Below are 26,763 nucleotides of genomic sequence, written 5' to 3'. Positions count from 1 at the left end.
ATGGCAAGCGCGACACATAGCCACGCTTGCCGTACGCATCAGACGTCTTTTAACAAACGCAGTGCGTCATAGATCGCCGCATGGGTGTTGCGTGCCGATACCGCATCGCCAATCCGGAACAGTTGATAGGCCCCATCGGGATTGCGGACAACTGATTGTGGTTTTCCGGCCAGAAGGTCGTCATGCGACATTTCGCCATGGTTCGATGAGCCGGGCTTGAGATCAAAATAGATATCATCAAGCGGAATGGTGCCGTGGTTGACCACGATCTGATCAACAATGCGTTGCTTGGTAACCCCGCCATAATCGCTGCCAACATGGGCGACCAATTGGTTGCCCTGCTTCTCCACCGCTTCAAGGCGATAGGTCACCGTAAAGGTGGTATCAAGCTTCTGCATGCTGCGCATATAGGGCACAAGGTTCATCGCCATGACTTCGGGCGCGAATGACCGATCCGGCGTCATGATTTCGACCTTGGCACCACTTTGGGCAATCAGTTCGGCTGCCTGTAAACCGGCATGATCCCCGGCATCATCATAGACCAGAACATTGGTCCCCGGCTTGACGTCGCCCGAAATGATATCCCAGGTCGACACGACCAGATCATTGCCCTTTGACAGGACTTCGGTATCGGGCATGCCGCCGGTGGCGATGATGACGACATCGGGGTTTTCGGCCGTAATCGTGTCGGCCTCTGCCCAGGTATTGAAATGAAAACTCACGCCAAGTCGGGTGCATTCAGCCATACGCCATTCAATGATGCTGATCATTTCGCGGCGGCGTTCATTCTGCGCGGTCAGGCGGATCTGTCCGCCCGGATTGGGGGCGGCTTCATAGACAACAACTTCATGACCACGTTCGCCGGCAACACGGGCGGCTTCCATCCCGGCCGGGCCGGATCCGACAATCACGACCTTCTTGCGGGTTTCAGCCGCCTCGATGATTTGGGGCATCGAAAGCTCACGCCCGGTGGCGGCGTTATGGATGCAATAGGCCGACCCGCCCTGATAGATGCGATCTAGGCAATAGTTGGCCCCGACGCACGGGCGGATCTCATCTTCGCGCTTTTCAATAATCTTACGGACAATATGCGGATCGGTGATGTGCGCGCGCGTCATGCCGACCATATCAACCTTGCCCGATGCAATCGCATGGCGTGCAGTCGCGACATCGGGGATCTTGGCAGCATGGAATGTCGGAAAATCTGTGGCGGCGCGAATTTCACCGGCAAAATCCAGATGCGGCGAGTTCGCCATGCCCTGGATCGGAATCACATCGGTCAGACCGGCGTCCGTATCGATATGCCCGCGAATGACATTGAGGAAATCGACCATGCCACTGTCTTTAAGCCGCTTGGAAATAGACAGGCCGTCTTCCTTGGTCAATCCACCCTCAAGGTCTTCATCACCGGTATAACGCACACCGACAATGAAATCCGGCCCAACCCGTTTGCGAATTTCAGTCAGCACATCAAAGGTAAAGCGCAGGCGGTTATCGATGCTGCCGCCATAAGGACCATCAAGCTCGTTGGTCAGCGGCGACCAGAACTGATCCATCAGATGGCCATAGGCCTGAAGCTCGATCCCGTCCATACCGCCTGCCTTCATGCGTTCGGCCGCATCGGCATAATCCTTGATGATGCGTTCGATATCCCAGTCTTCCATCTTTTTCGGGAAGGCCCGGTGGGCAGCTTCGCGTTTGTGCGACGGGGAGACCACCGGCAACCAGTTTGCCTTGTCCCAACGCGTGCGACGGCCAAGATGGGTCAGCTGGATCATAACCGCGGCACCCTGTTCATGCACCGCATCGGTCAGGTCCTTCATCCACGGAACGACTTCGTCTTTCCAGACCAGCAGGTTGTTGAAAACCGGCGGGCTGTCTTTGGACACGGCGGCCGATCCTGCCGTCATGGTCATGGCAACCCCACCCTTGGCACGCTCCACATGGTAGGCGCGATAACGGTCCTTGGGCATGCCATCCTCGGGATAGGCCGGTTCGTGCGACGTCATGATGATGCGGTTGCGCAGCGTCAGATGTTTAAGCTGATAGGGCTGAAGAAGCGGGTCGTTGGACATGTGCGGGGCTCCGGGTTTGGACTCTCTGCCTATGACGATATCCAGAAATGTACAGTTATGTCAATTTTAAGTTCACTAGTGTATATTTCAGATACATTGATGTACACTGTGCTTGTCCGGACTCGGGCAGTTTGCTAAGGACAGATCCATGGAAGAACAGATTGAAAATACCGCCGGACAAACCAGCTCCGGGCAAAATAGTGGATGGCGCGGATCGGCCGAGATCTGGCTGAACGCTGCCTATGACGCCCTGATTGAAACCGGGGTGGATGGTGTGAAGATTCAGCCATTGGCAAAGCGCCTCAGCCTGTCACGCACCAGCTTCTATTGGTTTTTCAAGGACCGGAAGGAATTGCTCGGCGCGTTACTTGATCTGTGGCGCGAAAAAAACACCGGTAATCTGATCAAACAGACAGAGGCCTATGCCGAAACCGTCTCGGAAGCGATGCTGAACATCATCGACTGCTGGCTGATGCCCGACCTGTTTGACTCGCGTCTTGAATTTGCCGTACGCAGCTGGTCGATGCAGTCCGACGATGTCCGGGCCGAGATTGAAAAGGCCGATCAGCAACGCCTTGATGCGCTTGCCAAACTGTTCATCCATTTTGGACAGGAAGAACGCATGGCCGACGTCCGCGCCCGTGCGATCTATCTGGTACAGATCGGCTATATCTCGATGAAAGCAAACGAAGATCTGGCCGTGCGCATGGCACGCATTCCCGGCTATGTCGAAACATTCTGCGGCCAGGCGTCGACGCAAAGCGAACTCAACCGGTTCTACGCCCGGCACAGTTTTGTGCCCTGAACCAGTCAGCGGCATTCATCAGATTTTCAGTGCGGGTAAATCCACCTGTCGGCTCAGAACTCAGCCTTGAAAATAGTATCATCAAGGAATTGATCCATACCAACAAGTGATCGATCCGGTGCGTCTGCGGCACCTTCGACGCGCCAGTCATCCTGCGGAACCAGAACATCCAGCCCGGCAACTGCCGTTCGATAAAGGTCCGGTCGGAAGACATCGGGAATGACGGCTTTAAGATCCGTGTCTTGGGGAATTTGTCGCCAACGCTTCATTTGTTCACCAATCCAGCGGCCCTGTGACAACCACGGGAAAGTTGCGGTGTAGCGGTAAAAAACGTGGCGGTCAGGAAGATCTATCGGTGGCTCCCCCGGACGTAACACCGGCTTACCGCTCAGCGATGCCTTCAGCACTTCGAATGGCGCACCGACATTGGCCTCCTCAGACAGTATATGGGCCAGCTCAACACGGTTGCCAGGTTGATCGGCCCATTCAGCCGCGCGGACAAGCGCACGGACAAGTGCCGAAACAAGTTCCGGATTGCCTTGCGCCCAGTCTTCACGCAGGCCCAAAACCTTCTCCGGGCTTCGTGACCAGATATCATCCTTAAGCGCAACAATCACACCATCGCCGTGAAAGACTGCGCGCTGATTCCAAGGTTCGCCCACGCAATAGCCGTCAACCCAGCCATTACGCAAACTGTCAAACATGCGTGGCGGCGCAATCACGCCGATATTCACATCCATGTCCGGATCAATGCCTGCTGCCGCCATCCAGTAGCGAAGCTCATAGTTATGGCTTGAGAACGGAAACACGGTGGCAAAAGACAGGATCGGCCGCCCTTCGGCCTTGTCTTCATCAATGACCTTTTTAAGCGCCCTTGCCGACCGCCCGCGCGGACCAAGCATCGCATTCGTGTCGGCCTCCAACATACGTTGATAAAGCTGGGTCGAGACCGTAATCGCATTACCACCACGGCCCAACGCCATCGGCACGACGATATTTTGAACCGGCAAGCCGCTAAGCCCAAGGCGTGCGGCAATCGGGATCCCCGCCAAAAGGTGGGCTGCTTCAAACATACCAAAGGAAAGTTTGTCACGAATGGCTGCCCATGACATTTCACGGACCAGTTCCAGATCGATATCTTCCTGCTGGGCAAACCCCATGGCACGTGCCACCACCGGAATGGCACAATCGACCAGTGGAACAAAACCGAGACGAACCTTGTTAGCCATCCATCAAAACTCCAACTGAAACGCCGTGATGACGCTTTGGGCGATTTCATAAATCTTGCGATTTTGCTTCATGGCGTTTTTGCGCAGCAGCGCATAAGAATCTTCTTCGGACAGACCTTTTTCTTTCATCAGGATGCCCTTGGCCCGTTCAATCAGTTTGCGTTCATTGAGCTTTGCCTGTGCTTCATCACGTTCGCGGCGCAGCTGATCAAAGACGTTGAACCGTGAAATCGCCATTTCGACAATCGGGCGAATGCGGTCCTGACGCAGGCCATCAACCACATAGGCACTGACACCTGCCGACACCGCCTCGTGGATCATGGATGCGTCGCTTTGATCAACGAACATCGCAATCGGGCGTGCAATGGCGCGTGACACCTGAAACATCTGTTCAAGCGTATCGCGGTCGGGGTTTTCAAGATCGATGATGATGATGTCTGGCGCCAACGCCTGGATGCGTTCGACCAGATTGTGGGACGTGCCAATACGGGCCACGCGGGTATAGCCGCTTTCAACCAGACCACGTTCGACAATCGCCGCACGGTCCGGATTTTCGTCAATCACCAGAATATTGAATTCTTCCAGCTTCACCAACTAACCCTAACTCCCTGACAGCCTGAAATGGCTGCGCCTCTCTGAGATATTTTTTATATGCTCCGTCCCGTTTACGGGTCCGGATTATTGGTTTCGGGATGCGGTTCCGACCGCATCCCGAAAAGATCATATCAAACAGCGTATCTTATTCAGCCGGAACCGGCTGCGCTGTACCCGAAGTCCCGAAACGTTCTGACTGTGCTGCATCGAAACGCGCCTTTTCTTCGGCCTGGGTTTCCGCCGAGAACCGGACAGCCAAAGCCGCGAACGAGCAGATGATCACTGCCAGACCGAGATACAGAAGACCTTCCTGATAGGTAAGTGCTTCGGACTTGAACAGGAAGCCCGCTGCGACCGCACCAGCATTACCGCCCGCACCGACAATACCGGCAACAGAGCCAAGCGCCCTGCGGTTGACGAACGGCACAATCCCGAAGGTCGCACCTTCTGACATCTGAACAAACAGCGAGAAGACGATCATCACCGAAACGGCCACAACCAGTGCTTCCATCTGCGAGAAGGCAACAAGTGCGACGCCTTCGATGAACAGTGCCATGAACAGGAATTTCACACGACCCGAAAGGCCACCCTTGGCAGCAAATTTGTCAGAGAACACACCACCCAACGTACGGGCAAAGATGTTCATCAAACCAAACAGACCGGCAATCATGCCAGCGGTTGCCAATGAAAGCTCGAACTTGTCGAAGAAATAGATCGCCGCAATGTTGTTGATCGTCAGTTCGACACCAAAGCAGGCGGCATACACCAGGAACAATGCCCAGACACGGTAATCGGAAACGGCCGCCATCATGCCCTTGGCGGCACCGTCAGTATCGTCTTCCGGCTTAAGCGCGCCACTTTTGCGCATGTCGGCATAGTTGCCTTCCGGGCAATCGGTTGTGAAGACCCAGTACAGCACGGCAACAACCAGCATGATTGCACCCGGGAACACCATCGCCAGACGCCAGCCCATGGTTTCAGCCACGCCAAAACCAAGAACCATCGCAAGGATTGCTGGCATGACCATCTGGGTCACGCCACCGCCTAGGTTACCCCAACCCGCCGTCGTGGCATTGGCCGTACCGACAACGTTTGGCGCAAACATCATGGAGGTATGATACTGCGTGATGACAAAGGATGCGCCGATTGAGCCAATGGCCAGACGGGCAAGCAGGAAGGTTTCATAACTGTCGGCAAGACCAATCAGCATGACCGGAAGCGACCCCAGCACCAGAAGACCGGTATAGGTCTTGCGCGGGCCGATCTTGTCGCAGAGCGGTCCGATCAAAAGCCGGACCAGAACCGTAATCGCGACAGAGGCAATGATGGTACTGCCGATTTCGCTTTTGCTAAGACCCAGATCATCGCGCACCAGCGGCATCAGCGGTGCGATCCCGAACCAGCCAAAGAAGCACAGGAAAAATGAAAGCCAGGTGAGGTGGAAAGTACGCATCTGGACAGTCTTGAGACTGAATAGATTTATGCGTGTAGCCTTGTTCTTGATTTCCATAACATTGAAGCCCTTCGTTTAGGTCGCGCAGAGCTTGATGTTTGCTTTGTACGACCGACGGTTTTTCCCCATGGGCCTCATGCTTCATCTGGAAGATGTCCGCAGGCGGCCCGTCATTCGTATCGGAAAGGCTGCGCGCTCATCGCGCTGCTGTTCCAAACGTCTGATCGTCCGCCGTTGGACGAAGAACTGTGAGCCACCCGTCATTGGGAATGCTTTCGTCAAAGCTGCTCACACGAAACCGGTATTGCAAACACCGCGCCAGTTCTTCCGCGATGCGGGACAATTCCATCAAATCGTTGAAAATAATCATAATTTGACGACCGCATCTGCACAGAATGTTTTTCAGGGCGCCAAAATGACTATTTTTTGCACAAATTTAAATCACTCACTTCTCGCAGTGACTATTTTTTGAACATTTTAATGAATTCAGCCAAATTCCCCAATCTGCCGGACAAGTCTTTTCATCAATATTTTCAGTTTGTTAAAAGATAATTTTCTCAAATTTCAATTCTGGCACGGCACTTGAATATATTGAAGGAAGAGCGCGGGCAGTGTCGCCTGCGGCTCCGGCGAAAAAGCCGATTGTATGTATAAAGAATCCAAAGACGGGTTCACCGGATAACGACGTCCGTTGCGAAATGCCTCTTTTGAGGGCAGGCCGCATCGGGCGTTTTTTTGTGCCAATTCGCATCCCGCGACGAGGAGCCAGAGACAAATGAACCACGTCACTGCTGCATTACGAACCGCCAAAGCCCGCCTGGTTGTCATCGGCAACGGCATGGCCGGCATGCGGACCGTTGAAGAAATCCTGAACCGCGCACCAGACAAATATGACATCACCGTTTTCGGTGCCGAGCCGCGCGTGAACTATAACCGCATCATGCTGTCGCCACTGCTGTCTGGCGAAAAGGATTTCGACGAAATCGTGATCAACAGCCCGGAATGGTACACCGAAAACAACATCCATCTTTATTCCGGTGACCCGGTGATCAAGATCGACCGCGACCGCAAAGTGGTGATTTCCAAAAGCGGAACCGAAACTGAATATGACCAGCTTTTGCTGGCAACCGGTTCTGATCCGATCATCATCCCGGTTCCCGGTCACAAGCTTGACGGCGTAGTCACCTTCCGCGATGTCGATGATGTCGACACCATGCTGGGTGCTGCTGCCAAGGGCGGCCCGGCTGTCGTCATCGGCGGCGGCCTTCTGGGCCTTGAAGCGGCCGTTGGCCTGCAATCGCGCGGCATGGATGTCACGGTTTTGCATCTGGCAGGCCATGTAATGGAACGCCAGCTTGACCCGTCGGCAGGTTATCTTCTGGCGCAAGAACTGGAACGTCGCGGCATCACGGTGATTACCGAGGCCGATACCGCCGAGATCGTTGGCAGTGAACATGTTACCGGCGTTCGCCTTAAAGACGGACGCATGATCCCGGCTGATCTGGTGGTTATGGCTGTTGGCATTCGCCCCAATGGGCGCCTTGCCGCAGACGCGGGTGTTGCAGTCGAACGCGGCATCGTTGTTGACGATGTCATGACCACCAGTGATCCGGCGATCTTTGCCGTTGGCGAATGCGTTCAGCACCGCGGTCAATGTTATGGTCTGGTTGCCCCGTTGTTTGAAATGGCCAAATCGCTGGCCGATCACATGGCCGAAATCGAAACTGATGGCTATACCGGTTCGGTCACCTCGACCAAGCTTAAGGTGACAGGTGTCGATGTCTTTTCCGCAGGTGATTTTTCCGGCGGCGGCGAGACAGAGGAAATCGTTTTCCGCGATGCAGGTCGCGGCGTTTACAAGCGCATCGTTCTTGAAGACGGCAAGATCAAGGGTGCGGTCCTGTATGGCGACACATCCGATGGCGGCTGGTATTTCCAGCTGATGAAGGACGGCGAAGACGTCACCGAACTGCGTGACACACTTGCCTTTGGTCAGGCATTTGCAGCGGGATCTTCTGGAAACCCTCTTGATGCCGTTGCAGCCCTGCCAGACGATGCAGAGATTTGTGGCTGTAACGGCGTTTGCAAAGGATCGATCGTTGCCGCCATCAGTGAAAAGAGCCTGACCACCCTTGATGAGGTCAAAGGCCATACCAAGGCATCGGCATCCTGCGGGTCCTGTTCAGGTCTTGTTGAAAACCTGTTGGCCGCTACCCTTGGCGGGGATTATCAGGCCGCGACGGTCAAGCCGATCTGCACCTGCACCGATCATGATCATGACAGCGTCCGTCGTCTGATCATTGCCAAAAACCTGAAATCCATGCCGGCTGTCATGCAGGAACTGGAATGGAAGTCATCTGATGGCTGTCATGTTTGCCGCCCGGCATTGAACTATTACCTGCTGGCGGCGTGGCCGGGTGAATATGTCGATCACGGTGCGTCACGCTTTATCAACGAACGCGTTCACGCCAACATCCAGAAAGACGGCACCTATTCGGTTATTCCGCGCATGTGGGGTGGCTTGACCAACCCGCGTGAATTGCGTGCGATTGCCGATGTTGCCGACAAGTTCGAAATCCCCACCGTCAAGGTTACCGGCGGTCAGCGCATTGACCTTTTGGGGGTCAAAAAAGAAGACCTGCCGGCTGTCTGGGCCGACCTGAATGCAGCGGGCATGGTATCGGGTCATGCCTATGGCAAATCGCTTCGAACAGTCAAAAGCTGCGTTGGGCAGGAATGGTGTCGCTTTGGCACACAGATGTCGATGGGCATGGCCGTCGAACTCGAAAAAATGACATGGGGGTCCTGGATGCCCCACAAGTTCAAAATGGCCGTATCGGGCTGCCCACGCAACTGCGCCGAAGCAACCATCAAGGATTTCGGCGTTGTGGCCACCGATGGTGGCTGGGACCTGCATGTTGGTGGCAATGGCGGCATTCATGTCCGTGCGACCGATCTTCTGTGCAAGGTCACCTCTGACGACGAGGTCAAGGAATATTGCGGCGCGTTTATTCAGCTTTACCGTGAAGAAGCCCGATACCTTGAACGCACGGCCCCATGGATCGAACGGGTCGGCCTGAAACATGTTCAGGAACGGGTCGTCGATGACGAAGCCAACCGCAAGGCGCTGTTTGAACGCTTCATGATCAGTCAGAAAACAGCGCAGATTGATCCATGGGCAGAACGCGCATCCGAAGGCGTTGACGCGCACGAATTCACCCCCCTTTCGATGGTCGCAGCGGAGTAAGACAGATGAGCAACACTCTGACATGGGTAGAAGTCGGACCCGCTGCCAACATCCCGCAGCAAGGGGCACGCACCCTGCAAACCGAAACGGATCGCATTGCGATTTTCAGAACGCTTGATGATCAGATCTTTGCGTTGCTGGACCGCTGCCCGCACAAACAAGGGCCACTGGCACAGGGCATCGTCCATGGTCATTTCGTGACCTGTCCGTTGCACAACATGGTGTTCTCGCTTGAAACCGGCGAGACACAGGGACCCGATGACGGCTGTGCTGCCAAGGTGGAATGCCAGGTCATTGATGGGATTGTCCGTGTTGGCCTGACCGAACTGCAAGCTGGATTGCGCCATGCAGGATGAGGTCAAAACAACCTGCCCCTATTGCGGTGTTGGCTGTGGCCTGATCATTTCGCCAACCCGTGATGGATGGGCTGTCGGCGGCGATCCGGATCATCCGGCCAATTTCGGGCGGATATGTTCCAAGGGTGCCGCGCTGATCGATACCATCATGGCCGAGGAACAGCGCGATATTCGCCTGCTGGAACCCGAAGTCGATGGCAAGCCGGTCGCATGGAATGATGCGATTGGCGAAACGGCAAAGCGCCTGCGCGATACCATCGAACAGCATGGTCCGAAGTCGGTGGCGTTTTATGTCTCGGGTCAACTTCTGACCGAGGATTACTATGTCGCCAACAAGCTGATCAAAGGCTTCATCGGATCACCGCATATCGATACCAATTCCCGGCTGTGCATGGCATCAACCGTAGTCGGACATAAGCGGGCGTTTGGTGCGGACGTTGTGCCGGGCTGTTACGAGGATCTTGAAATCGCCGATCTGGTCATTCTGACCGGATCAAATCTGGCATGGTGTCACCCGGTGCTAAACCAGCGCCTGCGTGCGGCCAAGGAAAAACACGGCACAAAGATCGTCGTGATTGATCCCAGGCGGACGGCAAGTTGCGATATTGCCGATCTGCACCTGCCGATCAAACCGGGCAGCGACGTTGCCCTGTTTAACGGGTTGCTGGCCTGGCTTGATCAAACCCGCAATACTGACCTTCGTTACGTGGCCCGTCATGTGACCGGCTACGAACGCGCCGTGGCAGAAGCACGTGCTGACTGCCCTGATATCGAGACAACCGCAGAAAAATGCGGGCTCGACACCCATGAAAGCGCTGATGAACTCGGCTCGGGTCTGGGAAAACTGGAAACGTTCTTTAACTGGTTTGCTGCCTTTGAACGCACCGTCACCGTGTTCTCGCAAGGGGTAAACCAGTCCTCAAGCGGATCGGACAAGGTCAATTCGATCCTGAATTGCCATCTGGCAACAGGACGCGTCGGAAAGCCGGGTTCAGGCCCGTTTTCCGTCACCGGCCAGCCCAATGCCATGGGCGGACGCGAAGTTGGCGGGCTTGCCAATCAATTGGCCGCCCACATGAACCCCAATGACCCGATTGATGTTGATCGCGTGCGTCGGTTCTGGAAATCCGATGTTCTTGAACAGGGCGAAGGATACAAGGCGGTTGATATGTTCCGCGCCATTGAGCGTGGTGAAATCAAGGCTGTGTGGATCATGGCGACCAATCCGGCTGTCAGCCTTCCGGATGCCGATCGCGTACGGCTTGCGCTTTCGCGCTGTCCTTTGGTGATTGTTTCGGATGTGGTGAACGATACCGATACATTGCGCCATGCCGACATCAAACTCCCCGCTGCCGGTTGGGCCGAAAAATCGGGCACGGTCACCAATTCCGAACGACGCATTTCGCGCCAACGTCCGTTCCGAGAGGCCCTTGGCAATGCCAAGCCAGACTGGTGGATCATGTCCGAAGTCGCCAAGGCCATGGGCTTTGCCAAGGCGTTCAAATACAAGGACCCAAGCGACATCTTTGCCGAGCACGCCGCCCTGTCGGAATTCGAAAATGATGGCACACGTGCCTTTGATATCGGTTCATGGCACAAGGCCAGAAAATCGGCCTACGATAGCATGGCACCGTTTCAATGGCCGGCCTCGCGCAAATCTCAGCCTGCGAATGGCGCAACCCGCCTTTATGGCGATGGGATCTTCACCACATCAAGTGGGCGCGCCAAGATGCTTGGAATTACGCATAGTGGCCCGCAATCTCAAACCAGCCGGGAATATCCGCTGATTGCCAATAGCGGTCGTTACCGCGATCAGTGGCACACCATGACGCGCACGGGCACTGCCGCCCGGCTCAGCGCGCATCGCCCTGAACCCTTGCTTGAAATTCACCCAACGGATGCTGCGCTTTACGGCCTTGCTGATGGCGGGATCGCACGGATCAAAAGCCCGCATGGCACTGCGTTGATGCGGGTGGCAATTACGGATGCACAAACACCAGGACAGGTTTTCGTTCCGATGCACTGGAACGATGTCTTCTCGGCCGCGGGTGGGATTGGTCGACTACAGCCCCCCAATGTTGACCCCCACTCCGGCCAACCCGAAAGCAAGCATATTCCGGTCGCCCTCGAACCGTTTAGCGCCAAATGGCAGGGATTGCTGTTTTCAAGCACACCGGTCGATCTTTCCAAACTGCCCTACTGGGTGGGTGCGACCGGACCGGGCAGCATGGTTTACGAAATCGCCGGTGATGCCCCGATCCTGTTTAAATCCCTTTTGCCGATTGCCGCAAACAGGGACGTTGAGCAGATCATTGAATATTCCGATGCCAACAAGGGGGTTCATCGGTTTGCCCGCCTCGAGGGTGATCGCATGACCGGGGCGCTGTTTGTCGACCCTGATCGCCCGGCACTTGGTCGTGACTGGGTTTCAAACCTGTTTGGTGCGGATGCCATCGCGCCGGTTGAACGCAACGCGCTTTTGGCCGGGCGGATGCCCGATGCCGGGGCGATCAATGATCGCCTGATTTGTTCGTGCTTCTCGGTTGGCTTGGCCGCAATCAGCAAAGCCATCTCTGAACAGAATGCCGTGACGGCGACCGATATCGGCCGCTTGCTTCAGGCCGGGACAGGATGCGGATCCTGCTTGCCGGAAATAAAGGAGATTCTCGATGACGTATTACCGCGCGCCGCAGAATAGTACTCTGAACGCCACGGCACCTCGGGCAACCACCGATCAGCCGGACGAAAAATTCGCCTACTTCCCGGCATTTGTGAAAGTGCAGGGCAAGAAGGTTGTTGTGCTTGGGGGCGGCGAAGTTGCCGCAGGCAAGCTCCGCCTTCTGCTGCGCAGTCACGCCGATATCACGGTGATTGCGCCAGAAGTGTGCGATGATGTTGCAAAGATGCACAATACCGGTCAGATCACTTGGGAACGCGCCCCGTTTGTCGATACCATGATTAACGGCGCGATCATGGTGTTTGACGCGACGGACAATCCCCATCTGACCAAGCGGGTCAAGGCGGCAACCAAACGACGCAACATCTTGCTGAATGTCGTCGACAAGACCGCGCATTGCGATTTCATTGTGCCCGCCATACTTGATCGCGCACCGATCATGATCACGATTTCGACGGGTGCCTGCGCCCCGGCACTGGCGCGCATGTTACGGCAACGACTTGAAACCGTGTTCCCGGCAACCTTGTCAAACCTCGCCAAGATCGCCCGTGACGCCCGCGAAACCGTGGCCGCACATTTGAACGACAGCTTGTCTCGACAGCGCTTCTGGACCCGTTTTTTCCAAAACGCCTTGCGCGCGGACAACACTGGCAAAGTCACACCCGATGACCTCGCACATGATCTCCGCACCTTTGTCCCGCAAGGCAGCAGCGCAACCGTGCCATCCGGTCAATCCTTGCACGTCACAATCAGTGCCGATAACGCCTATGACATCCCGCACGGCGTTGCCGGCAACATCGAAACAGCCGATATCATTTTCCACGACAAGGACGTGGCACCCGACATCCTTGCCCTGGCCCGCCGGGATGCAACCCTTATCAGCATGAGTCTCTCTAACGACAAACACGGCGAAATACCTGACACCGGATTGGCGATCAGCAAACAAATCCAGTTCTTCACCCAACAGGGCATGAACGTCCTGCGGCTTTGTCAAAACTGACCGACAAAGCAAGCAGTTGAAGGTTATTCACCCCCGCGACGACCAAGACCACTGGTGGCTTTTGCAACGTAAAGCGAGGTGATATCAAACCTCACTCGAAATCAAAATCCGGTTTTAATACGACCACCCGCATGGTGTTGAATAGCGCGCTTTTGCAGGGCTTCCGCGTTCAGGTTGTTTGTAATCTGGCAGGCCCTTAAAGAGCCAGGTCCTACACGCCATGCCCGTAATCGGGGAAACTTCGGTCGCCTCGTTCATAATGTTGGAGCTGAACACCACAAGCACGCTAAGCACAGCCATGACTACATGCACCGCAAGGCTTGTCACCATGTTGCAATTGTGTGCCCCGTTGGGTCCTGGATCAAACAACGGCATCACTTGCTGTCGCGCTGGAATATCCAGTCATGGTCCGGATGGTTCTGAAACCGCCATTTGCGCATAGGGCCTGCCATGACATTCAGGTAATACATCTCATAGCCATAAGGGCTGCCACATGGATGATGGCCTTTGGGCACCAGCACAACATCACCGTCTGACACCGCCATGGTTTCATCTAGTTCGCCATCTTCGGTAAAGACCCGCTGGAAACCAAATCCCTGTTTGGGATTGAGGCGATGGTAGTATGTTTCCTCAAGATAGGTCATGTCGGGATAGTTATCCTCGTCATGACGATGCGGCGGATAGCTTGACCAATTGCCTTGTGGAGTAAAGACTTCGGTCACCAAAAGACTGTCGGCAATGTCTTTTTCTTCCATTGCAATCGGGTGAATATAGCGCGTATTCGCGCCTTTGCCACGTTCCACCAGTTCGATATTCTCGATCACGCGTGCCGGGTAATTTCCCTTGCCCGGTGCGGTGCAGACGCCGATTGTGCAATCCGTGGTCGCCACCGCTTGCCATTCACTGTCATTCGGGGCGTACACACAGGCTGGTGGAATGCGCTCAAACACGCTCATACGCTTGCCAAGCTCACCAAAATCCTGATCACCGACCGAAATCTGCGCCTTGCCTTCGACCAGAACCAGAATGACCTCGCGATCGCCGGTTACTTCGGCTGCACTCTCACCGGCCTTGAGGTGATAGAGGCCAAAGCCGACATATCCCCAATTGGCACTTTCAACCGTGATATCGTGGACCTTGCCTGTGGTTCCATTTGGTTTTCTGAGCAGGTTGGCCATCAGGCTTCTCCCTTATCCAGTCCGGTTTTGCGTGCCATATCTCGAAGTGATTTCAGTCCCAGAGACTGATACTCAAACGGGTTGCGAACATTTGGGTCCTGTTCGGCCTCGATCACCAGCCAACCGGAATAGTCGTGGTCACCGGCAATTTTCAAAACCGGTTCGAACGCAACGCCACCCTCGCGATCGCCGGGCACGGTAAACACACCCCGGCGGACACCTTCAAGGAAACTAAGCCCCTCTTCACGAACCTGTTTGCTGACTGCCGGACGCACATTCTTACAATGGATATGACCAACCCGGTCCATGTACCGCACAGCGAGCTCTTCCGGATCAGCCCCGCCAAACCAGGCATGCCCGGTATCAAGCAAAAGCTTGGTCTTTGGGCCTGTATTGGCCATGAAGGCATGAATTTCATCGGCTGTTTCAACAATCGTGCCCATGTGATGGTGGTACACAAGATCAATGCCCTGCTCGGCACAGTAGGCCGCGATTTTTTCGATATCTGCGCCAAACTTCGCCCAGTGATCTTCATGCAGAACCGGGCTGTTATTCAGTGCCATGTCATCATTTCCATGAATGGCGTTTGACGTTTCACAGACAATGCAAACCTTACATCCCATCGCCTTAAGAAGATCCAGATGAGGCTGGATCGCCTTTTTCTCATCTTCGACCGAATGCACCAGCAGATTAAGCGAATGCCAACCCGAAACGAACTTCAGTCCATGCGGGTCAAGGGCTGCTTTAAGTGCCGCCGGCTCAGTCGGCATTTTGTGGCCTTTTTCAATGCCATCAAACCCGATCTTGCCTGCTTCGAACAGGCAGGTTTCAAGGCTGATTTCTGCACCCAGTGTCTGGTCATCATCATTGGACCATGCAATCGGATTGGTACCGTAAAGGATCATGTTCTTAACCTCCGGGACGCTGATTTTTCAGCGCAGCTTCGTAATTTTTTCTGGCTTCGTTGACGCTTGGGCGAACCGATACTTCCGGCACGGCGACATCCCACCAATGACCACCGGCCTCCGTGCTTGGCAACGGATCGGTATCAATGACAATGACGTAGGATCGATTAGCCTCTTTGGCGCGCACCATGGCGTCTTCAAGCTCGGTGATCGAAGACACCTTTTCAGATATTGCGCCCATCGCACCGGCATGCGCGGCAAAATCAATTGCCGAGGGCACAACATGACGCGCGGTATCAAGCAGATTGTTAAAGCTTTCCCCACCGGTCGCCATCTGCAAACGGTTGATACAGCCAAAGCCCCGATTATCAAGGATCACAGTGATGATCTTATGCCCCAGCATCACACTGGTCGCGAGCTCGGAATTCATCATCATGTAGGATCCATCCCCCACCATCACGACAACCTCGCGATCCGGGCAGGCCATCTTGACACCGAGCCCACCGGCAATTTCGTATCCCATGCACGAGAAACCATATTCAACGTGATAGCCATTGGGCCGGGCTGCTTTCCAAAGCTTGTGAAGTTCGCCGGGAAGACCGCCAGCTGCACAAACAACAATCGCATTTTCATCTGTGCTGCGCTGAACCGCACCAATCACCTGTGCATCGGTCGGCAGCGCGTTTCCTGTTGGTGCTGCGGTGACGCCCCCAACGGCATCCATCCAGCTTTTCTTGAGTGCCGGATCCACCGCATCTGCACGATACGAACCCAGCGCGTTGGTGAGCTCCGCCAGTGTGACCTTGGCATCACCAACGACCGAAATCGCGTCATGTTTACGCGCATCATAGGCCGCCACATTGATCGAAAGAATACGACGATCGGGGTTCTTAAAAAGCGACCAGCTGCCCGTCGTGAAATCCTGAAGACGTGTGCCAACCGCAACGATCAGATCGGCGTCCTCGGCAATGGCATTGGCGCTGCTTGCCCCGGTAACACCAATCGAGCCCATATTGAGATCATCATCCCAAGGCAGGGCAGATTTGCCCGCCTGTGTTTCGGTCACCGGGATATTGTGACGATGGGCAAAATCACGCAGATCACCGCATGCCTGGGCGTAATGCACGCCACCACCGGCAATGATCAGCGGTTTTTTCGCAGATCTGATCGCGCCAATCGCGTCTTCAATTTGTTGAACGTCAGCCCGCGGACGCAGGTGTTTCCATGTTTTCGGCGCAAAGAAGCTTTCTGGCCAGTCATAGGCTTCTGCCTGCACATCCTGACAAAACCCCAAGGTCACCGGCCCACAATCGGCCGGATCTGTCAGAACCGCCATTGCGCGCGGCAATGCTGTCAAAAGCTGTTCCGGGCGGGTAATACGATCAAAATACCGACTGACCGGTTTGAAGCAGTCATTGGCTGAAATCGTGCCATCCCCGAAATCTTCGATCTGTTGCAAAACAGGGTCCGGTGCACGGTTGGCAAATACATCGCCGGGTATAAAGAGAACCGGTAACCGGTTCACATGCGCCAGTGCCGCGGCTGTCACCATATTGGTCGCACCCGGCCCGATTGACGTGGTCACCGCCATGGCACGTTTGCGATTTGATGCCTTGGCATAGGCAATCGCCGCATGGGCCATGCCTTGCTCGTTGTGGCCACGCCATGTCGGGAAACTGTCACCGGCACCATGCAGGGCTTCACCCATTCCGGCGACATTGCCGTGACCGAAAATCGCCCAACAGCCCCCGAAAAAACCTTCGCCATCGTGATTAAGCTGCACACTCAGATACCGCACCATGGCTTGGGCTGCGGTTAATCGAACGGTTTTCATTCCGCTCCTCCCGATTTCTTGCGTGCCGCGTCCCAGGTTTCACACAGGGCGCGATACTTTTGAGCCATTGATGCAATGGCCTGATTATCTGTCATCGTACCTTGCATCCAGTCGCGCGCAACGTCGATAAAGATGGTGCGTCCAACAGCAAAGCCTTTGACCATGTTAAAGCGTGCGGCGACCTCGAAACTCTCGACAAGCTCCGCCTCGGGCGCATCAAGACCAAGCACGACGATACCCCGGCAATACGGATCGTTGTTGGCGATGGCGTCACAGGCATTGCGCCATGCCGTATCCGTTTTCATCGGTTCAAGTTTCCACCAGTCGGGATAAACCCCGATTTCATAGAAACGTTCAATCACCCGGGCCGTTGTTTCATCATCACAGGCGCGCACTTTGGATGGAATGACTTCAAGCAGAAATTCCAATCCATTGCCACGTGCCGCGTCGGCAAGACGCAAAATGGTAGCTTCCTGATTGGCCTTGGTTTGATCATCATCATCGGGATGATAGAAGCACAGAACCTTGACCACATGTTCAACCGGCCATTCGCTCAAATCAGTGCCAAGATCCGGGCCGATTTCAAGTTCAAGTGGACGCGAACCCGGAAGCTCTACCGGTCGTCCGATCCAAAGCCCGGTGCCAGCCGCCGCATAAAGCGCATCACGACCAAGTCGGCGGTCACACAGAATACCGTACCCTTCCTTGCCGCCCGAAACTTCACGAACAGTACTCAGACAAAGTTCCTTGAACGGTCCGATACGATCCCGTGAAACGCTGAGCTCATCTGCAAGGTCTTCAAGCTGCATTCGGTGGTCAAAGGCAAAAACCCGCATGTCCGGCCATTCACCGGTCCGATTGGTTGACCAGTGGATTTGCTCCAACTCCGCGTCATTGCGCAATTCCGGGGTCTTGAGCCCGCGATCAAAGAAGAATTGCAACTCTTCCCAACTTGGGTAAGCCGGCGTACAGCCGTGGCGCGACACGGCAAAGGCCCCGCATGCATTGGCATATTTAAGTGATTTTTCCCAATCCTCATCACTCAACCAACCTTTGAGAAGGCCGGACATAAATCCATCACCAGCGCCAAGAACGTTGAAAACATCGACGGCAAATCCCGGCCCGGAAATACCGTCATCAAGACTTTTGCCAATCCTGTCGGAAAACGCCACGGCCCCCATTGGTCCGCGCTTGCAAACCAGCGTCGCGTTTGAAACCACGCGCACATTTTCCAGTGCTTCCAGCGTTTCGGTAACACCGCCGGCAATGTGGAATTCTTCCTCGGTCCCGACGATAAGATCAAACAGATGCAAGGTCGCCTGTAGTTCCTTGGTGACTGCGTCCGAGGCAATAAAGCGGTTTTCACCATCCCCATGCCCCGACAATCCCCAAAGGTTAGGACGGTAATCAATATCCAATGCAGTCTTGGCACCTGCTTCACGGGCAAGCCTGACAGCCTTAAGAACGGCCGCACGGGTTTTCGGATGGGAAAGGTGCGTCCCGGTTACCGTCACACAACGTGCGCTTGCGATAAAATCAGGATCGATATCATCCTCGCACAGCGCCATATCGGCACAGTTTTCGCGATAGAAAATCAACGGGAACTGTTCCTGATCGCGCACCCCCAAAAGAACAAGTGCAGTCAGGCGGTCAGGATCAGTTATCACCCCCTGGACGTCGACACCCTCGGCAACCAGCTTTTCGCGGATAAACCGCCCCATATGCTCATCCCCAACACGGGTGATCAGCGCAGACTTAAGCCCCAACCGCGCAGTCCCGCAGGCCATATTGGTCGGAGAACCACCGATATATTTTTTGAACGACGCCATATCCTCAAGACGCCCGCCAATCTGGGCGCCATAAAGGTCGACGGATGATCGCCCAATTGTAATGACATCAAGCCGCTTCATTAAATCGTCCCTCCGAGCGACCCTTCGAGTTCGGCCAGTTCCTGACCGCCCGCCATAAGATCCTGAAGCTCTTCCGGTTTGATTTCACCACGTTTTGCCGTGCCGTGGGTTTGACCTCGGTTCAAAACCGTAAACCTGTCGCCCACTGCCATCGCGTGGCGCACATTGTGCGTAATGAAGATGACGCCAATTCCGGCTTTGCGCACCCGATCAATGGTCGCCAGAACGTTTGACGTCTGGCGCACTCCAAGAGCCGATGTCGGTTCATCAAGGATCAGGACCTTGGCGCCAAAATACACAGCACGCGCAATCGCAACGGTCTGCCGCTCCCCACCCGACAGCGTGCCAACCGCCTGTTCAGGTTCGCGCAGATTGATGCCCATGGATGCCATTTCATCCAAGGTCACCTTGTTGGCATGCTTGAAGTCGATCCATTTGAATGGGCCAAAGCTTTTGCGCGGTTCGCGTCCCATCCAGAAATTTCGTGTCACCGACATCAACGGGATCATTGCCAAATCCTGATAGACGGTGGCGATACCGGCTTCCATCGCATCACGCGGACTGTCGAAAACGGTCTCCTGACCACTGACGCGCATGACACCCTTGGTCGGCTTGTGTACGCCTGACATGGTTTTGATGAAGGTCGACTTGCCTGCACCGTTATCACCCAGAAGACAGTGGCACTCGCCTTCCATGACGTTGAAGGAAACACCACCCAACGCGATTACCGGTCCGAAATGCTTTTCGATATTGTCCATTTCAATCAATGGTGTGCTCATTACCGTTCTCCCGTAATCATGCGGCGGATATAGGTATTCATGATCACAGCAAAGATCAGGATACCGCCGAGGAACACGCGGAACAGCGAACTTTCCGCACCGGCAAAGAACAACCCTTGCTGAACGACACCAAAGATCAGCGCGCCCAATGCCGCACCGATGACCGAACCATAACCACCCGTCAGGAGCGCTCCGCCAATCACCACACAGATGATGGCTTCAAATTCCTTGAGCAAACCACGATCAGCCGCAGCCGACCCAAATTCCATGACCTGACAAGTCGCAAACACGGTTGCGCAAAAGGCCGTAAACATGAACATCAGGATTTTAACGCGATTGACCGGAACGCCGACATACCGCGCGGCTTGCGCATCGCCACCAGACGCAAAAATCCAGTTACCAAATCGGGTTTTGGTCAAAAGCCAGTGACCGAAAATGATCAGAGCCAGCGCCCAGATCACAAGCATCGGCAGACCTTCAACAACGGGCTGCCCCATGCGTGAGCCACGGGTAAAGGTATCAATGACGCCGATATCACCAAGCCACTGGAACAACCCTTTGAAGATGACGCCACCAAACAGCCAGGCAAGCGGATCACCTTCAGCAGCTTCCTTTACGCCGCCAATAATGGTTTGGCGTGTGGTCAGAATGGACAGCCAGATGGTCAGGCCGCGCAGAATATACAGAAACGCAAGGGTAACGATAAAGCTCGGCAATCCTGTTTTGATCACCAGAAATCCGTTTAGTGCGCCCAGTGCCGTGCAAACGATGAAGGCCGCAATAATCGACAGCCAAACTGGCAGTCCCCACTGAACAGACAGGATGGCGATCACTACCCCTGCAAACCCGATCATCGATCCAACGGAAAGATCGAATTCTCCTGCGATCATCAACAGGCAGGCGCCAACGGCAATAATGGCAAACTGGGCAGATACGACCCCCCAGTTCTGAATGCCTTCCGGGGAAAACATGCCGCTATCACCGGCAATCATAAAGAAGAAAACAAAGACCAGGATCGTACCGCAGATCGCACCGAGCTCGGGCCTGATCATGGCACGGCGAATGGCTGAGACTTGCTTGAGCCGCTCGTCCGACATGGCATTACTCTTTTAACTAACGGGTGGGTGCCAAGGGCGGCCAAAGGCACGCCCTTGGAGGGAGGAAGTCTTAACGGTATTCGCCAGCGTATTTTTCGACCTGCGCGATGTTGTCCTTGGTAATGAACCCGGGGCCCGAGTTGATATGACCGGACGGCAGGACGCTATAGCGGGCATAGTTGGTCAAAATGACGACCGGAAGATAGCCCTGAAGGTAGGGCTGCTGATCAATTGCAAAGTTGATTTCACCAGCTTTGATCGCCTCGGCGATCTCCGAGGACAAATCGAACGTGCCAAACATGATTTCGCCCGCAAGACCTGCATCACGAAGTGCCGCAAGGGTTGGATGGGCAGAGTTCGGACCAAGCGTCAGAACGGCATCAACATCCTGATGGGCGTTCAGATACGCGCTAACCTTGTTTTTGACTTCCGACGGGTCCTGGCCGCTATCAATCATCTGGCTGCCAAGCTCGACACCAAGCGCGTCGGCAAAACCACGGCAACGCTCAACAGATGCCGGGTTGGTGATGTAGTGGTTTACACAAACAAAACTTTTCGCACCGGCTGCAGCCGCACGTTTACCCGCACCAAAGCCAGCATCATATTCCGGTTGTCCGACATGCATCAGAGCACCAAGTTCTTCGGACTGCTCCTGCGTGCCCGAGTTGATGGTGATGACCGGAATGCCTTTGTCAACGGCGTCGGTGATCGGTCCTTTAAGAACGTTAAAGTCAGCGATGGTAACGATGATGCCGTCAGGATTGGTCGCAGCAGCCTGTTCGACAATACGCGCCATGTCGGCAAGGTCACCGGTCGGCGGATTACGATACTCAACTTCCGCACCCATCTGATCACCCGCGACTTTGATCGCGTTTTTGATCACGTTCCACCAGCTATCAGAATCCGGTGCATGACTGATCAGAACAAACTTTTCATTTTCTGCAGATGCAGTTCCGGACAAACCGGCAAATGCAAATGCTGCTGCCGCAATGGCAGTAAGCGCCTTTTTCATCTGTTGCCTCCCTAGTCGGCTGAAATATTGGGATTTTCCCATTGAACTTATATGTTCTTCCTGCAGCCAGTCGTCTTTACGCAACTTTACTGCATCTGTCGGCGTGGCTGCGTTGAGCCCGTGAAACCGTTAAATAGAATTTTTGTTCTATTTATTGATTAAATCAACATTTTTTTTCTATTGCACTGCGACATAGCCCTGAATTGGCGGCGCAGAATTTTGACAAATAGCCAGTAAACCGCCGTACAGCGGCCATGTGATCAAATCTGGTCGGATGGACAGTCATGGCCAATTTAAGCCGATATCAGGTGGCGTTTTTCAGGTCTGCAAACGACTCGCCCAGCAGAGTCCCCTAAACGACAAACAAAAACCGGCACCACTCATCGCAGTGCCGGTCTGTTTCCAAGCGCTGATCAGCATAGAGTTTGATCAGGCGAGAATTTCTGTTGCAACATCAACGCTACGCCCCTCACGGGCTGACAATGCAGCCGCCTCGGCAACGATCAAGGCATTGATGCCGTCCTTTAAGGTCACAGGCAGCGCCGCAGATCCCTCAACACCCTCAATGAAACTGTTCCATTCAATTTGATAGGCCTTGGCATAGCGCTCAAGGAAGAAATGCTCCGGCTTGGCCTTGGTTGCGCCATCAGCGGTGATTTTCTCAACCGTATTTTCCAAAACGTTATGCGCCGCAAGCAATCCTTCAGATCCAAGAAACTCTATACGCTGATCATAACCATACGCCGCGCGGCGGCTGTTTTTGATCACAGCCATGCGCCCGCCGGAGAATTCCAGTGTCGTAACCGCTGTATCAAAGTCACCTGCCTTGCCAATTTCCGGATCAACGATACTCGACCCGATTGCCGTAACTTTGTCTGGAAGTGCGCCATACATCCAGCAGGCCATGTCAAAATCATGGATCGCCATATCGCGGAAGATGCCGCCCGAAACCTTCACATAACTTACGGGCGGCGGGGCCGGATCAAAGGAGGTGATCGAAAGCAATTCGCCCTTGCCTATTTCACCTCGGTCAAAGGCTGCCTTCAGACTGGCGAAGTTCGGATCAAAGCGACGATTAAACCCAACCATCACAGGCTTGCCATAAGGCTCACATCGCGCAAGACAATCCAAAGCACGCTTAAGGTCAAGATCAACCGGCTTCTCGCACAGAACCGCCTTCCCGGCAGCCGTCGCAGCTTCAAGCAAATCTGCATGAGTATCGGTCGAGGTGGCGATCAGAACCGCATCAATCGCTGGATCTGCAATGATATCTTCACTGCTGCGAACAGCGGCACCATGTATCTTTGCAAGCTTCTGGGCAGGCTCATCAAACTTGTCCGAAACCGCGACCAGTTCACTTTGCGGATGCGCGACAATATTCACCGCGTGGACCTGGCCGATACGCCCTGCGCCCAACAAACCTATTTTAAGCATTCCGATATTCCTTCCCTTTGGCGTAGCCGCCTTGATTGGCGATGATCGTCCCATCTGCGCGCCAAATGCCTGCAGGATCTGAGCAGGTAAATCGGCAGAGCGATGATTTCGGGATGATCATGCGGATGTCTATCGCATCCGTTTACGGTGATATCATGGAATATTTATTCCATTATTTTTGTTTTTCAATAATTATTTTCCATGACTAAGCTTCTCGCGCTTTGCCCCGACCGACACGGCCAAGGCAATCGCCAACGAGATCGTCGCCGAAAGCGCCCTGAACGCGCCCACATCCACTTCGGACACGGATAACATCAACGCATCGGTTTTGCGCATCGGTCCGCTAAGCGAATCGCTGATCGCCACAACCTTGTTTCCAACGTCATGCGCATAGGCGGCAAGATCGATCGTTTCCTGTGAATAGGGCGCAAAAGTGATGGCGATTACGATGTCCCCCTTCCGGATCGCATGGTATGGATTGAGGTTCCCCACACCGTCATGCAGCACTGCAGCAATATTCATTTTTTCAAATGCATAAGACAGATAACTCGCGACCGGAAAGGCACGACGAAAGCCAACCACATGGATCATCGGGGCCGCGGCCAGGACGTCGACTGATTTTTCCAACGTCTCTAGATCCACCGTCGAAGCCAGATTTTCCAGCGACAAACGCCCGGCTTCAACAAATTCCGCCAACAAGGCACTCGGACTGTCATCCCCGTTCGCGCGCAGGTTTTCCAGTCTGGTGGCGTAATCAGGCCATTTTTGCGCATAGGTTTCGCGAAACATCTTCTGCATTTCGGAAAAACCGGAAAACCCCATCAATTGGCAGAACCGCATGAAGGCCGATGGTTGAACACCTGCGCCGACAGAAAGTTCAGCAACTGTGGAAACGGCGATGCGATCCGTATTTTGCGCAACATACTCCGCACATTGGCGCAATCTTTTGGGCATGGTTTCCGATATTTCGGCCAAGCGGTGATTGAATTCCTCAAGCGAGACAGGTGCGATCTGATCACTCATGGCGTTTATTCTTCCTTGTTTTGTTTCTGCTTGACGCGTGGCACGTTCCATGACCATCCATTAAATAGAACAAAAATTCTATTTTGACTAGATGAGGAGTTCCGGCAAATGAAATCTCTTGGTATTGGCCTGATTGGCACTGGTTTCATGGGAAAGGCGCATGCGCTGGCATTTGGTGCAGCACGGGCTGTTATGGGCGATATGCCGGAGTCTCATCTTGCGGTTTTATGTGATACGCCGGTCGAAAAAGCCAAACAGATGGCCGACCAGTTTGGCTTTGCAAAAAGTACTGCCGACTGGACATCGCTGATTTCAGATCCGGATGTCGATATCGTCTCGATCACCACGCCGAATGCGCTTCACTTCGAAATGGCAATTGCCGCCATCAAGGCGGGCAAACATGTTTATTGCGAGAAACCCTTGGCTCTCACGCTGGATCAGGCGCGTGAAATGCGCGATGCCACCCGCAAGGCAGGCATCAAAACCATGGTCGGGTACAACTACATCAAAAACCCGGCATTCACACACGCCTGTCGGCTGATCCAGGGTGGTGAAATTGGTGAGATCGTCCATTTCCGCGGCTGCGTGGACGAGGATTATCAGGCTGACCCGGCACTCCCTTGGACATGGCGGGCCAAGCTTGCCGATGCTGGTCTTGGGGCGTTGGGGGATATGGGATGCCATCTGGTATCAATGGCATACGGCCTTGTCGGACCAATCGACAGCTTGATTGCCGATATGCAAACTGTTCACACCACGCGCCCTCTCCCCGATGGAACCGGGCGGGCCAAGGTCGAAAACGAGGATACGGCATCTGCCTTGGTGCGGTTCGCCAATGGCGCTCAGGGCAGCCTTTCGACATCGCGCTCCGCCTGGGGGCGAAAAAACCGGCTGGCTTGGGAAGTTCATGGCACCAAGGGTATGATCTGCTTTGATCAGGAGCGTATGAACGAGTTGCAGCTTTATCGCAATTCCGGCGACAAGGCGCAGCAGGGTTTCACCACCATCCTGACCGGCCCGGCACATCCGCCCTACGGTGAATTCTGCCCAGCACCGGGACATCAGCTTGGCTTTAACGATCTCAAGGTCATCGAAGCTGCCGCACTGCTTCGTGCGATCCGCGATGACAGTCCGGCCTCCCCCGATTTCGAACACGCTTACGAATTCGAAAAAGTCATCCACGCAATTGCCAAGTCCGCGACTGACGGCACAAGAGTCTCGTTATCCGAGGTATAGCCCCGAGTTATGAGAACGTCCGAGGCAATAAAGTACGACAATTGGAAGATCGGGAGAGGTTATGACGCAAAATAGTCATATAATATTACTATTTACCCCAAAATGAACTCAGTCGACGCTACTTCCGGCAACTTCGACTTCCCTTCGCGTGACCGACATTCCCTCATTCTCACCGCGTTCAATTGCAAACCGATCAAACGCAGAGACCCTCAAAACGCTCTCTTCATTGTGCAGATCTCTTAAAACCCGCACGCCATCTTGCAAGGCTGCACGATCAAAATCATCAGGATCAATGCCGATGACTCCCATCTCAATGGGCACACCCGAGTTAGGGGTATGATACAGGCGGGACTTAACCCGCCTGAAATCAAGCGGCTCGCTTCCTGACGATAACTCTTCTTCTATTCCTATGCTGTAACGCCCGGGCAAAAAGCTTTGCACGCGACCGTCAAGGCTGAATGGGTAGGCAAAGTCGTAGGTTTTATGCGTTGTTTTCATCGCATTCATGACTGCCAACTTCCCTGATGCAAAACGTATGTGCCGCATGAATATGCGTCACAGAGTAATCAATTCTAAACAGTCACGAACATCTCACAAAATAAAACTCAAATACACATCACAGGTTAGTTTGTGCTTTTAAAACACGTCCATAATGAATTTTCCAAAATGAGAAAAATCAACCAAAGGAAAATGACATGTTTGGATTTACAGGTGGCGAGACGCCCGAAACGCTTAAACGCAAAAAAGGCTACCTTGCCGACGCCAAAAACAATTGGGACTTCCTGACCCACTATGACCTGTCAACTATCAAGACCAAGGGGCAGCTGTGTAACATGATCAAAGTGCGCCGCGCCATTTCCGAGGAAGAAGCCGTTGCTGATGTAGAAAAGTGGATGATTGGCAAAGATTTCTCGTAACC

22 protein-coding genes are annotated in these 26,763 nt (G+C 54.3%); 8 read left to right on the top strand and 14 right to left on the bottom strand.

Annotated elements, in window-relative coordinates; genetic code table 11:
* Positions 1 to 38 precede the first annotated feature (38 nt).
* On the bottom strand, positions 39 to 2,075 hold the full coding sequence (locus tag DY252_RS06135) for an NADH:flavin oxidoreductase (RefSeq protein ID WP_064787234.1): 2,037 nt from the start codon (positions 2,073 to 2,075) through the stop codon (positions 39 to 41).
* 148 nt (positions 2,076 to 2,223) lie between these two features.
* Here DY252_RS06135 and DY252_RS06130 point away from each other — a divergent pair, with 148 nt between their 5' ends.
* Positions 2,224 to 2,880, top strand: coding sequence for a TetR/AcrR family transcriptional regulator (locus tag DY252_RS06130; protein ID WP_064787235.1), 657 nt, complete (start codon positions 2,224 to 2,226; stop codon positions 2,878 to 2,880).
* A 53-nt stretch (positions 2,881 to 2,933) separates the two neighbouring features.
* On the opposite strand, the gene DY252_RS06125 is transcribed toward DY252_RS06130, so the two are convergent.
* The 3 genes from DY252_RS06125 to DY252_RS06115 all read right to left on the bottom strand — a co-directional run bounded on the left by DY252_RS06125 (position 2,934) and on the right by DY252_RS06115 (position 6,156).
* Entirely contained in the window at positions 2,934 to 4,109 is a 1,176-nt protein-coding gene (locus tag DY252_RS06125; RefSeq protein ID WP_064787236.1) for a CmpA/NrtA family ABC transporter substrate-binding protein, read from the bottom strand.
* Positions 4,110 to 4,112: 3 nt separating this feature from the next.
* Positions 4,113 to 4,700 carry an ANTAR domain-containing response regulator gene (locus DY252_RS06120; protein WP_008889538.1) on the bottom strand — a complete coding sequence of 196 codons (588 nt, stop codon included), beginning with the start codon at positions 4,698 to 4,700 and terminating at the stop codon, positions 4,113 to 4,115.
* Between the two features lie 148 nt (positions 4,701 to 4,848).
* A complete protein-coding gene (locus DY252_RS06115; RefSeq protein ID WP_231959601.1) occupies positions 4,849 to 6,156 on the bottom strand; it encodes a NarK family nitrate/nitrite MFS transporter in 1,308 nt (435 codons plus the stop codon).
* A gap of 94 nt (positions 6,157 to 6,250) precedes the next feature.
* On the opposite strand from DY252_RS06115, the gene DY252_RS06110 reads away from it, so the two are divergent.
* The 5 genes from DY252_RS06110 to DY252_RS06090 all read left to right on the top strand — a co-directional run bounded on the left by DY252_RS06110 (position 6,251) and on the right by DY252_RS06090 (position 13,436).
* Entirely contained in the window at positions 6,251 to 6,628 is a 378-nt protein-coding gene (locus DY252_RS06110; RefSeq protein WP_064787238.1) for a hypothetical protein, read from the top strand.
* 303 nt (positions 6,629 to 6,931) lie between these two features.
* Positions 6,932 to 9,403 carry a nitrite reductase large subunit NirB gene (gene nirB / locus DY252_RS06105; protein WP_064787239.1) on the top strand — a complete coding sequence of 824 codons (2,472 nt, stop codon included), beginning with the start codon at positions 6,932 to 6,934 and terminating at the stop codon, positions 9,401 to 9,403.
* A 5-nt stretch (positions 9,404 to 9,408) separates the two neighbouring features.
* On the top strand, positions 9,409 to 9,759 hold the full coding sequence (nirD, locus tag DY252_RS06100; protein WP_064787240.1) for a nitrite reductase small subunit NirD: 351 nt from the start codon (positions 9,409 to 9,411) through the stop codon (positions 9,757 to 9,759).
* Positions 9,749 to 12,457 (top strand): nitrate reductase, encoded by a 2,709-nt coding sequence (locus tag DY252_RS06095; RefSeq protein WP_064787241.1) that lies wholly within the window; start codon positions 9,749 to 9,751, stop codon positions 12,455 to 12,457. The genes nirD and DY252_RS06095 overlap by 11 nt, the downstream gene beginning before the upstream one ends.
* On the top strand, positions 12,429 to 13,436 hold the full coding sequence (locus tag DY252_RS06090; RefSeq protein ID WP_064787242.1) for a siroheme synthase: 1,008 nt from the start codon (positions 12,429 to 12,431) through the stop codon (positions 13,434 to 13,436). The genes DY252_RS06095 and DY252_RS06090 overlap by 29 nt, the downstream gene beginning before the upstream one ends.
* Before the next feature lie 374 nt (positions 13,437 to 13,810).
* Here DY252_RS06090 and iolB read toward each other — a convergent pair whose 3' ends face one another.
* The 9 genes from iolB to DY252_RS06045 form a co-directional block, all read right to left on the bottom strand.
* The gene (iolB, locus tag DY252_RS06085) at positions 13,811 to 14,614 is read right to left on the bottom strand and encodes a 5-deoxy-glucuronate isomerase (RefSeq protein WP_064787243.1); all 804 of its coding nucleotides are present in this window, start codon (positions 14,612 to 14,614) and stop codon (positions 13,811 to 13,813) included.
* Positions 14,614 to 15,519, bottom strand: a complete 906-nt coding sequence (gene iolE / locus DY252_RS06080) for a myo-inosose-2 dehydratase (RefSeq protein WP_064787244.1) — start codon at positions 15,517 to 15,519, stop codon at positions 14,614 to 14,616. Before iolE ends, iolB begins: the two co-directional genes overlap by 1 nt.
* 4 nt (positions 15,520 to 15,523) lie before the next feature.
* Complete coding sequence (gene iolD / locus DY252_RS06075; protein WP_064787245.1) at positions 15,524 to 17,353, bottom strand: 3D-(3,5/4)-trihydroxycyclohexane-1,2-dione acylhydrolase (decyclizing); 1,830 nt, start codon at positions 17,351 to 17,353, stop codon at positions 15,524 to 15,526.
* On the bottom strand, positions 17,350 to 19,263 hold the full coding sequence (locus DY252_RS06070) for a bifunctional 5-dehydro-2-deoxygluconokinase/5-dehydro-2-deoxyphosphogluconate aldolase (protein WP_064787246.1): 1,914 nt from the start codon (positions 19,261 to 19,263) through the stop codon (positions 17,350 to 17,352). The genes iolD and DY252_RS06070 overlap by 4 nt, the downstream gene beginning before the upstream one ends.
* On the bottom strand, positions 19,263 to 20,042 hold the full coding sequence (locus tag DY252_RS06065; RefSeq protein ID WP_063088785.1) for an ATP-binding cassette domain-containing protein: 780 nt from the start codon (positions 20,040 to 20,042) through the stop codon (positions 19,263 to 19,265). Before DY252_RS06065 ends, DY252_RS06070 begins: the two co-directional genes overlap by 1 nt.
* Positions 20,042 to 21,139, bottom strand: a complete 1,098-nt coding sequence (locus DY252_RS06060; protein WP_064787247.1) for an ABC transporter permease — start codon at positions 21,137 to 21,139, stop codon at positions 20,042 to 20,044. Before DY252_RS06060 ends, DY252_RS06065 begins: the two co-directional genes overlap by 1 nt.
* A gap of 70 nt (positions 21,140 to 21,209) precedes the next feature.
* Complete coding sequence (locus DY252_RS06055) at positions 21,210 to 22,151, bottom strand: sugar ABC transporter substrate-binding protein (RefSeq protein WP_064787248.1); 942 nt, start codon at positions 22,149 to 22,151, stop codon at positions 21,210 to 21,212.
* A 429-nt stretch (positions 22,152 to 22,580) separates the two neighbouring features.
* A complete protein-coding gene (gene iolG, locus DY252_RS06050; RefSeq protein WP_064787249.1) occupies positions 22,581 to 23,585 on the bottom strand; it encodes an inositol 2-dehydrogenase in 1,005 nt (334 codons plus the stop codon).
* A 192-nt stretch (positions 23,586 to 23,777) separates the two neighbouring features.
* Positions 23,778 to 24,608 carry a MurR/RpiR family transcriptional regulator gene (locus DY252_RS06045; RefSeq protein WP_064787250.1) on the bottom strand — a complete coding sequence of 277 codons (831 nt, stop codon included), beginning with the start codon at positions 24,606 to 24,608 and terminating at the stop codon, positions 23,778 to 23,780.
* Between the two features lie 108 nt (positions 24,609 to 24,716).
* On the opposite strand from DY252_RS06045, the gene DY252_RS06040 reads away from it, so the two are divergent.
* Positions 24,717 to 25,844, top strand: a complete 1,128-nt coding sequence (locus DY252_RS06040) for a Gfo/Idh/MocA family protein (RefSeq protein WP_064787251.1) — start codon at positions 24,717 to 24,719, stop codon at positions 25,842 to 25,844.
* 108 nt (positions 25,845 to 25,952) lie between these two features.
* On the opposite strand, the gene DY252_RS06035 is transcribed toward DY252_RS06040, so the two are convergent.
* The gene (locus tag DY252_RS06035; protein WP_064787252.1) at positions 25,953 to 26,351 is read right to left on the bottom strand and encodes a hypothetical protein; all 399 of its coding nucleotides are present in this window, start codon (positions 26,349 to 26,351) and stop codon (positions 25,953 to 25,955) included.
* A 188-nt stretch (positions 26,352 to 26,539) separates the two neighbouring features.
* Between DY252_RS06035 and DY252_RS06030 the strand changes: the two genes are divergently transcribed.
* Positions 26,540 to 26,761: a hypothetical protein gene (locus tag DY252_RS06030; RefSeq protein ID WP_064787253.1), complete on the top strand. Its 222-nt coding sequence runs from the start codon at positions 26,540 to 26,542 to the stop codon at positions 26,759 to 26,761.
* Positions 26,762 to 26,763: the final 2 nt, after the last annotated feature.

This window comes from Thalassospira indica, assembly GCF_003403095.1.
In the GTDB taxonomy this organism is placed as follows: domain Bacteria; phylum Pseudomonadota; class Alphaproteobacteria; order Rhodospirillales; family Thalassospiraceae; genus Thalassospira; species Thalassospira indica.
The sequence above is the reverse complement of the archived record's forward strand: the minus strand, read 5'-3'. Positions and strand labels throughout refer to the sequence as shown.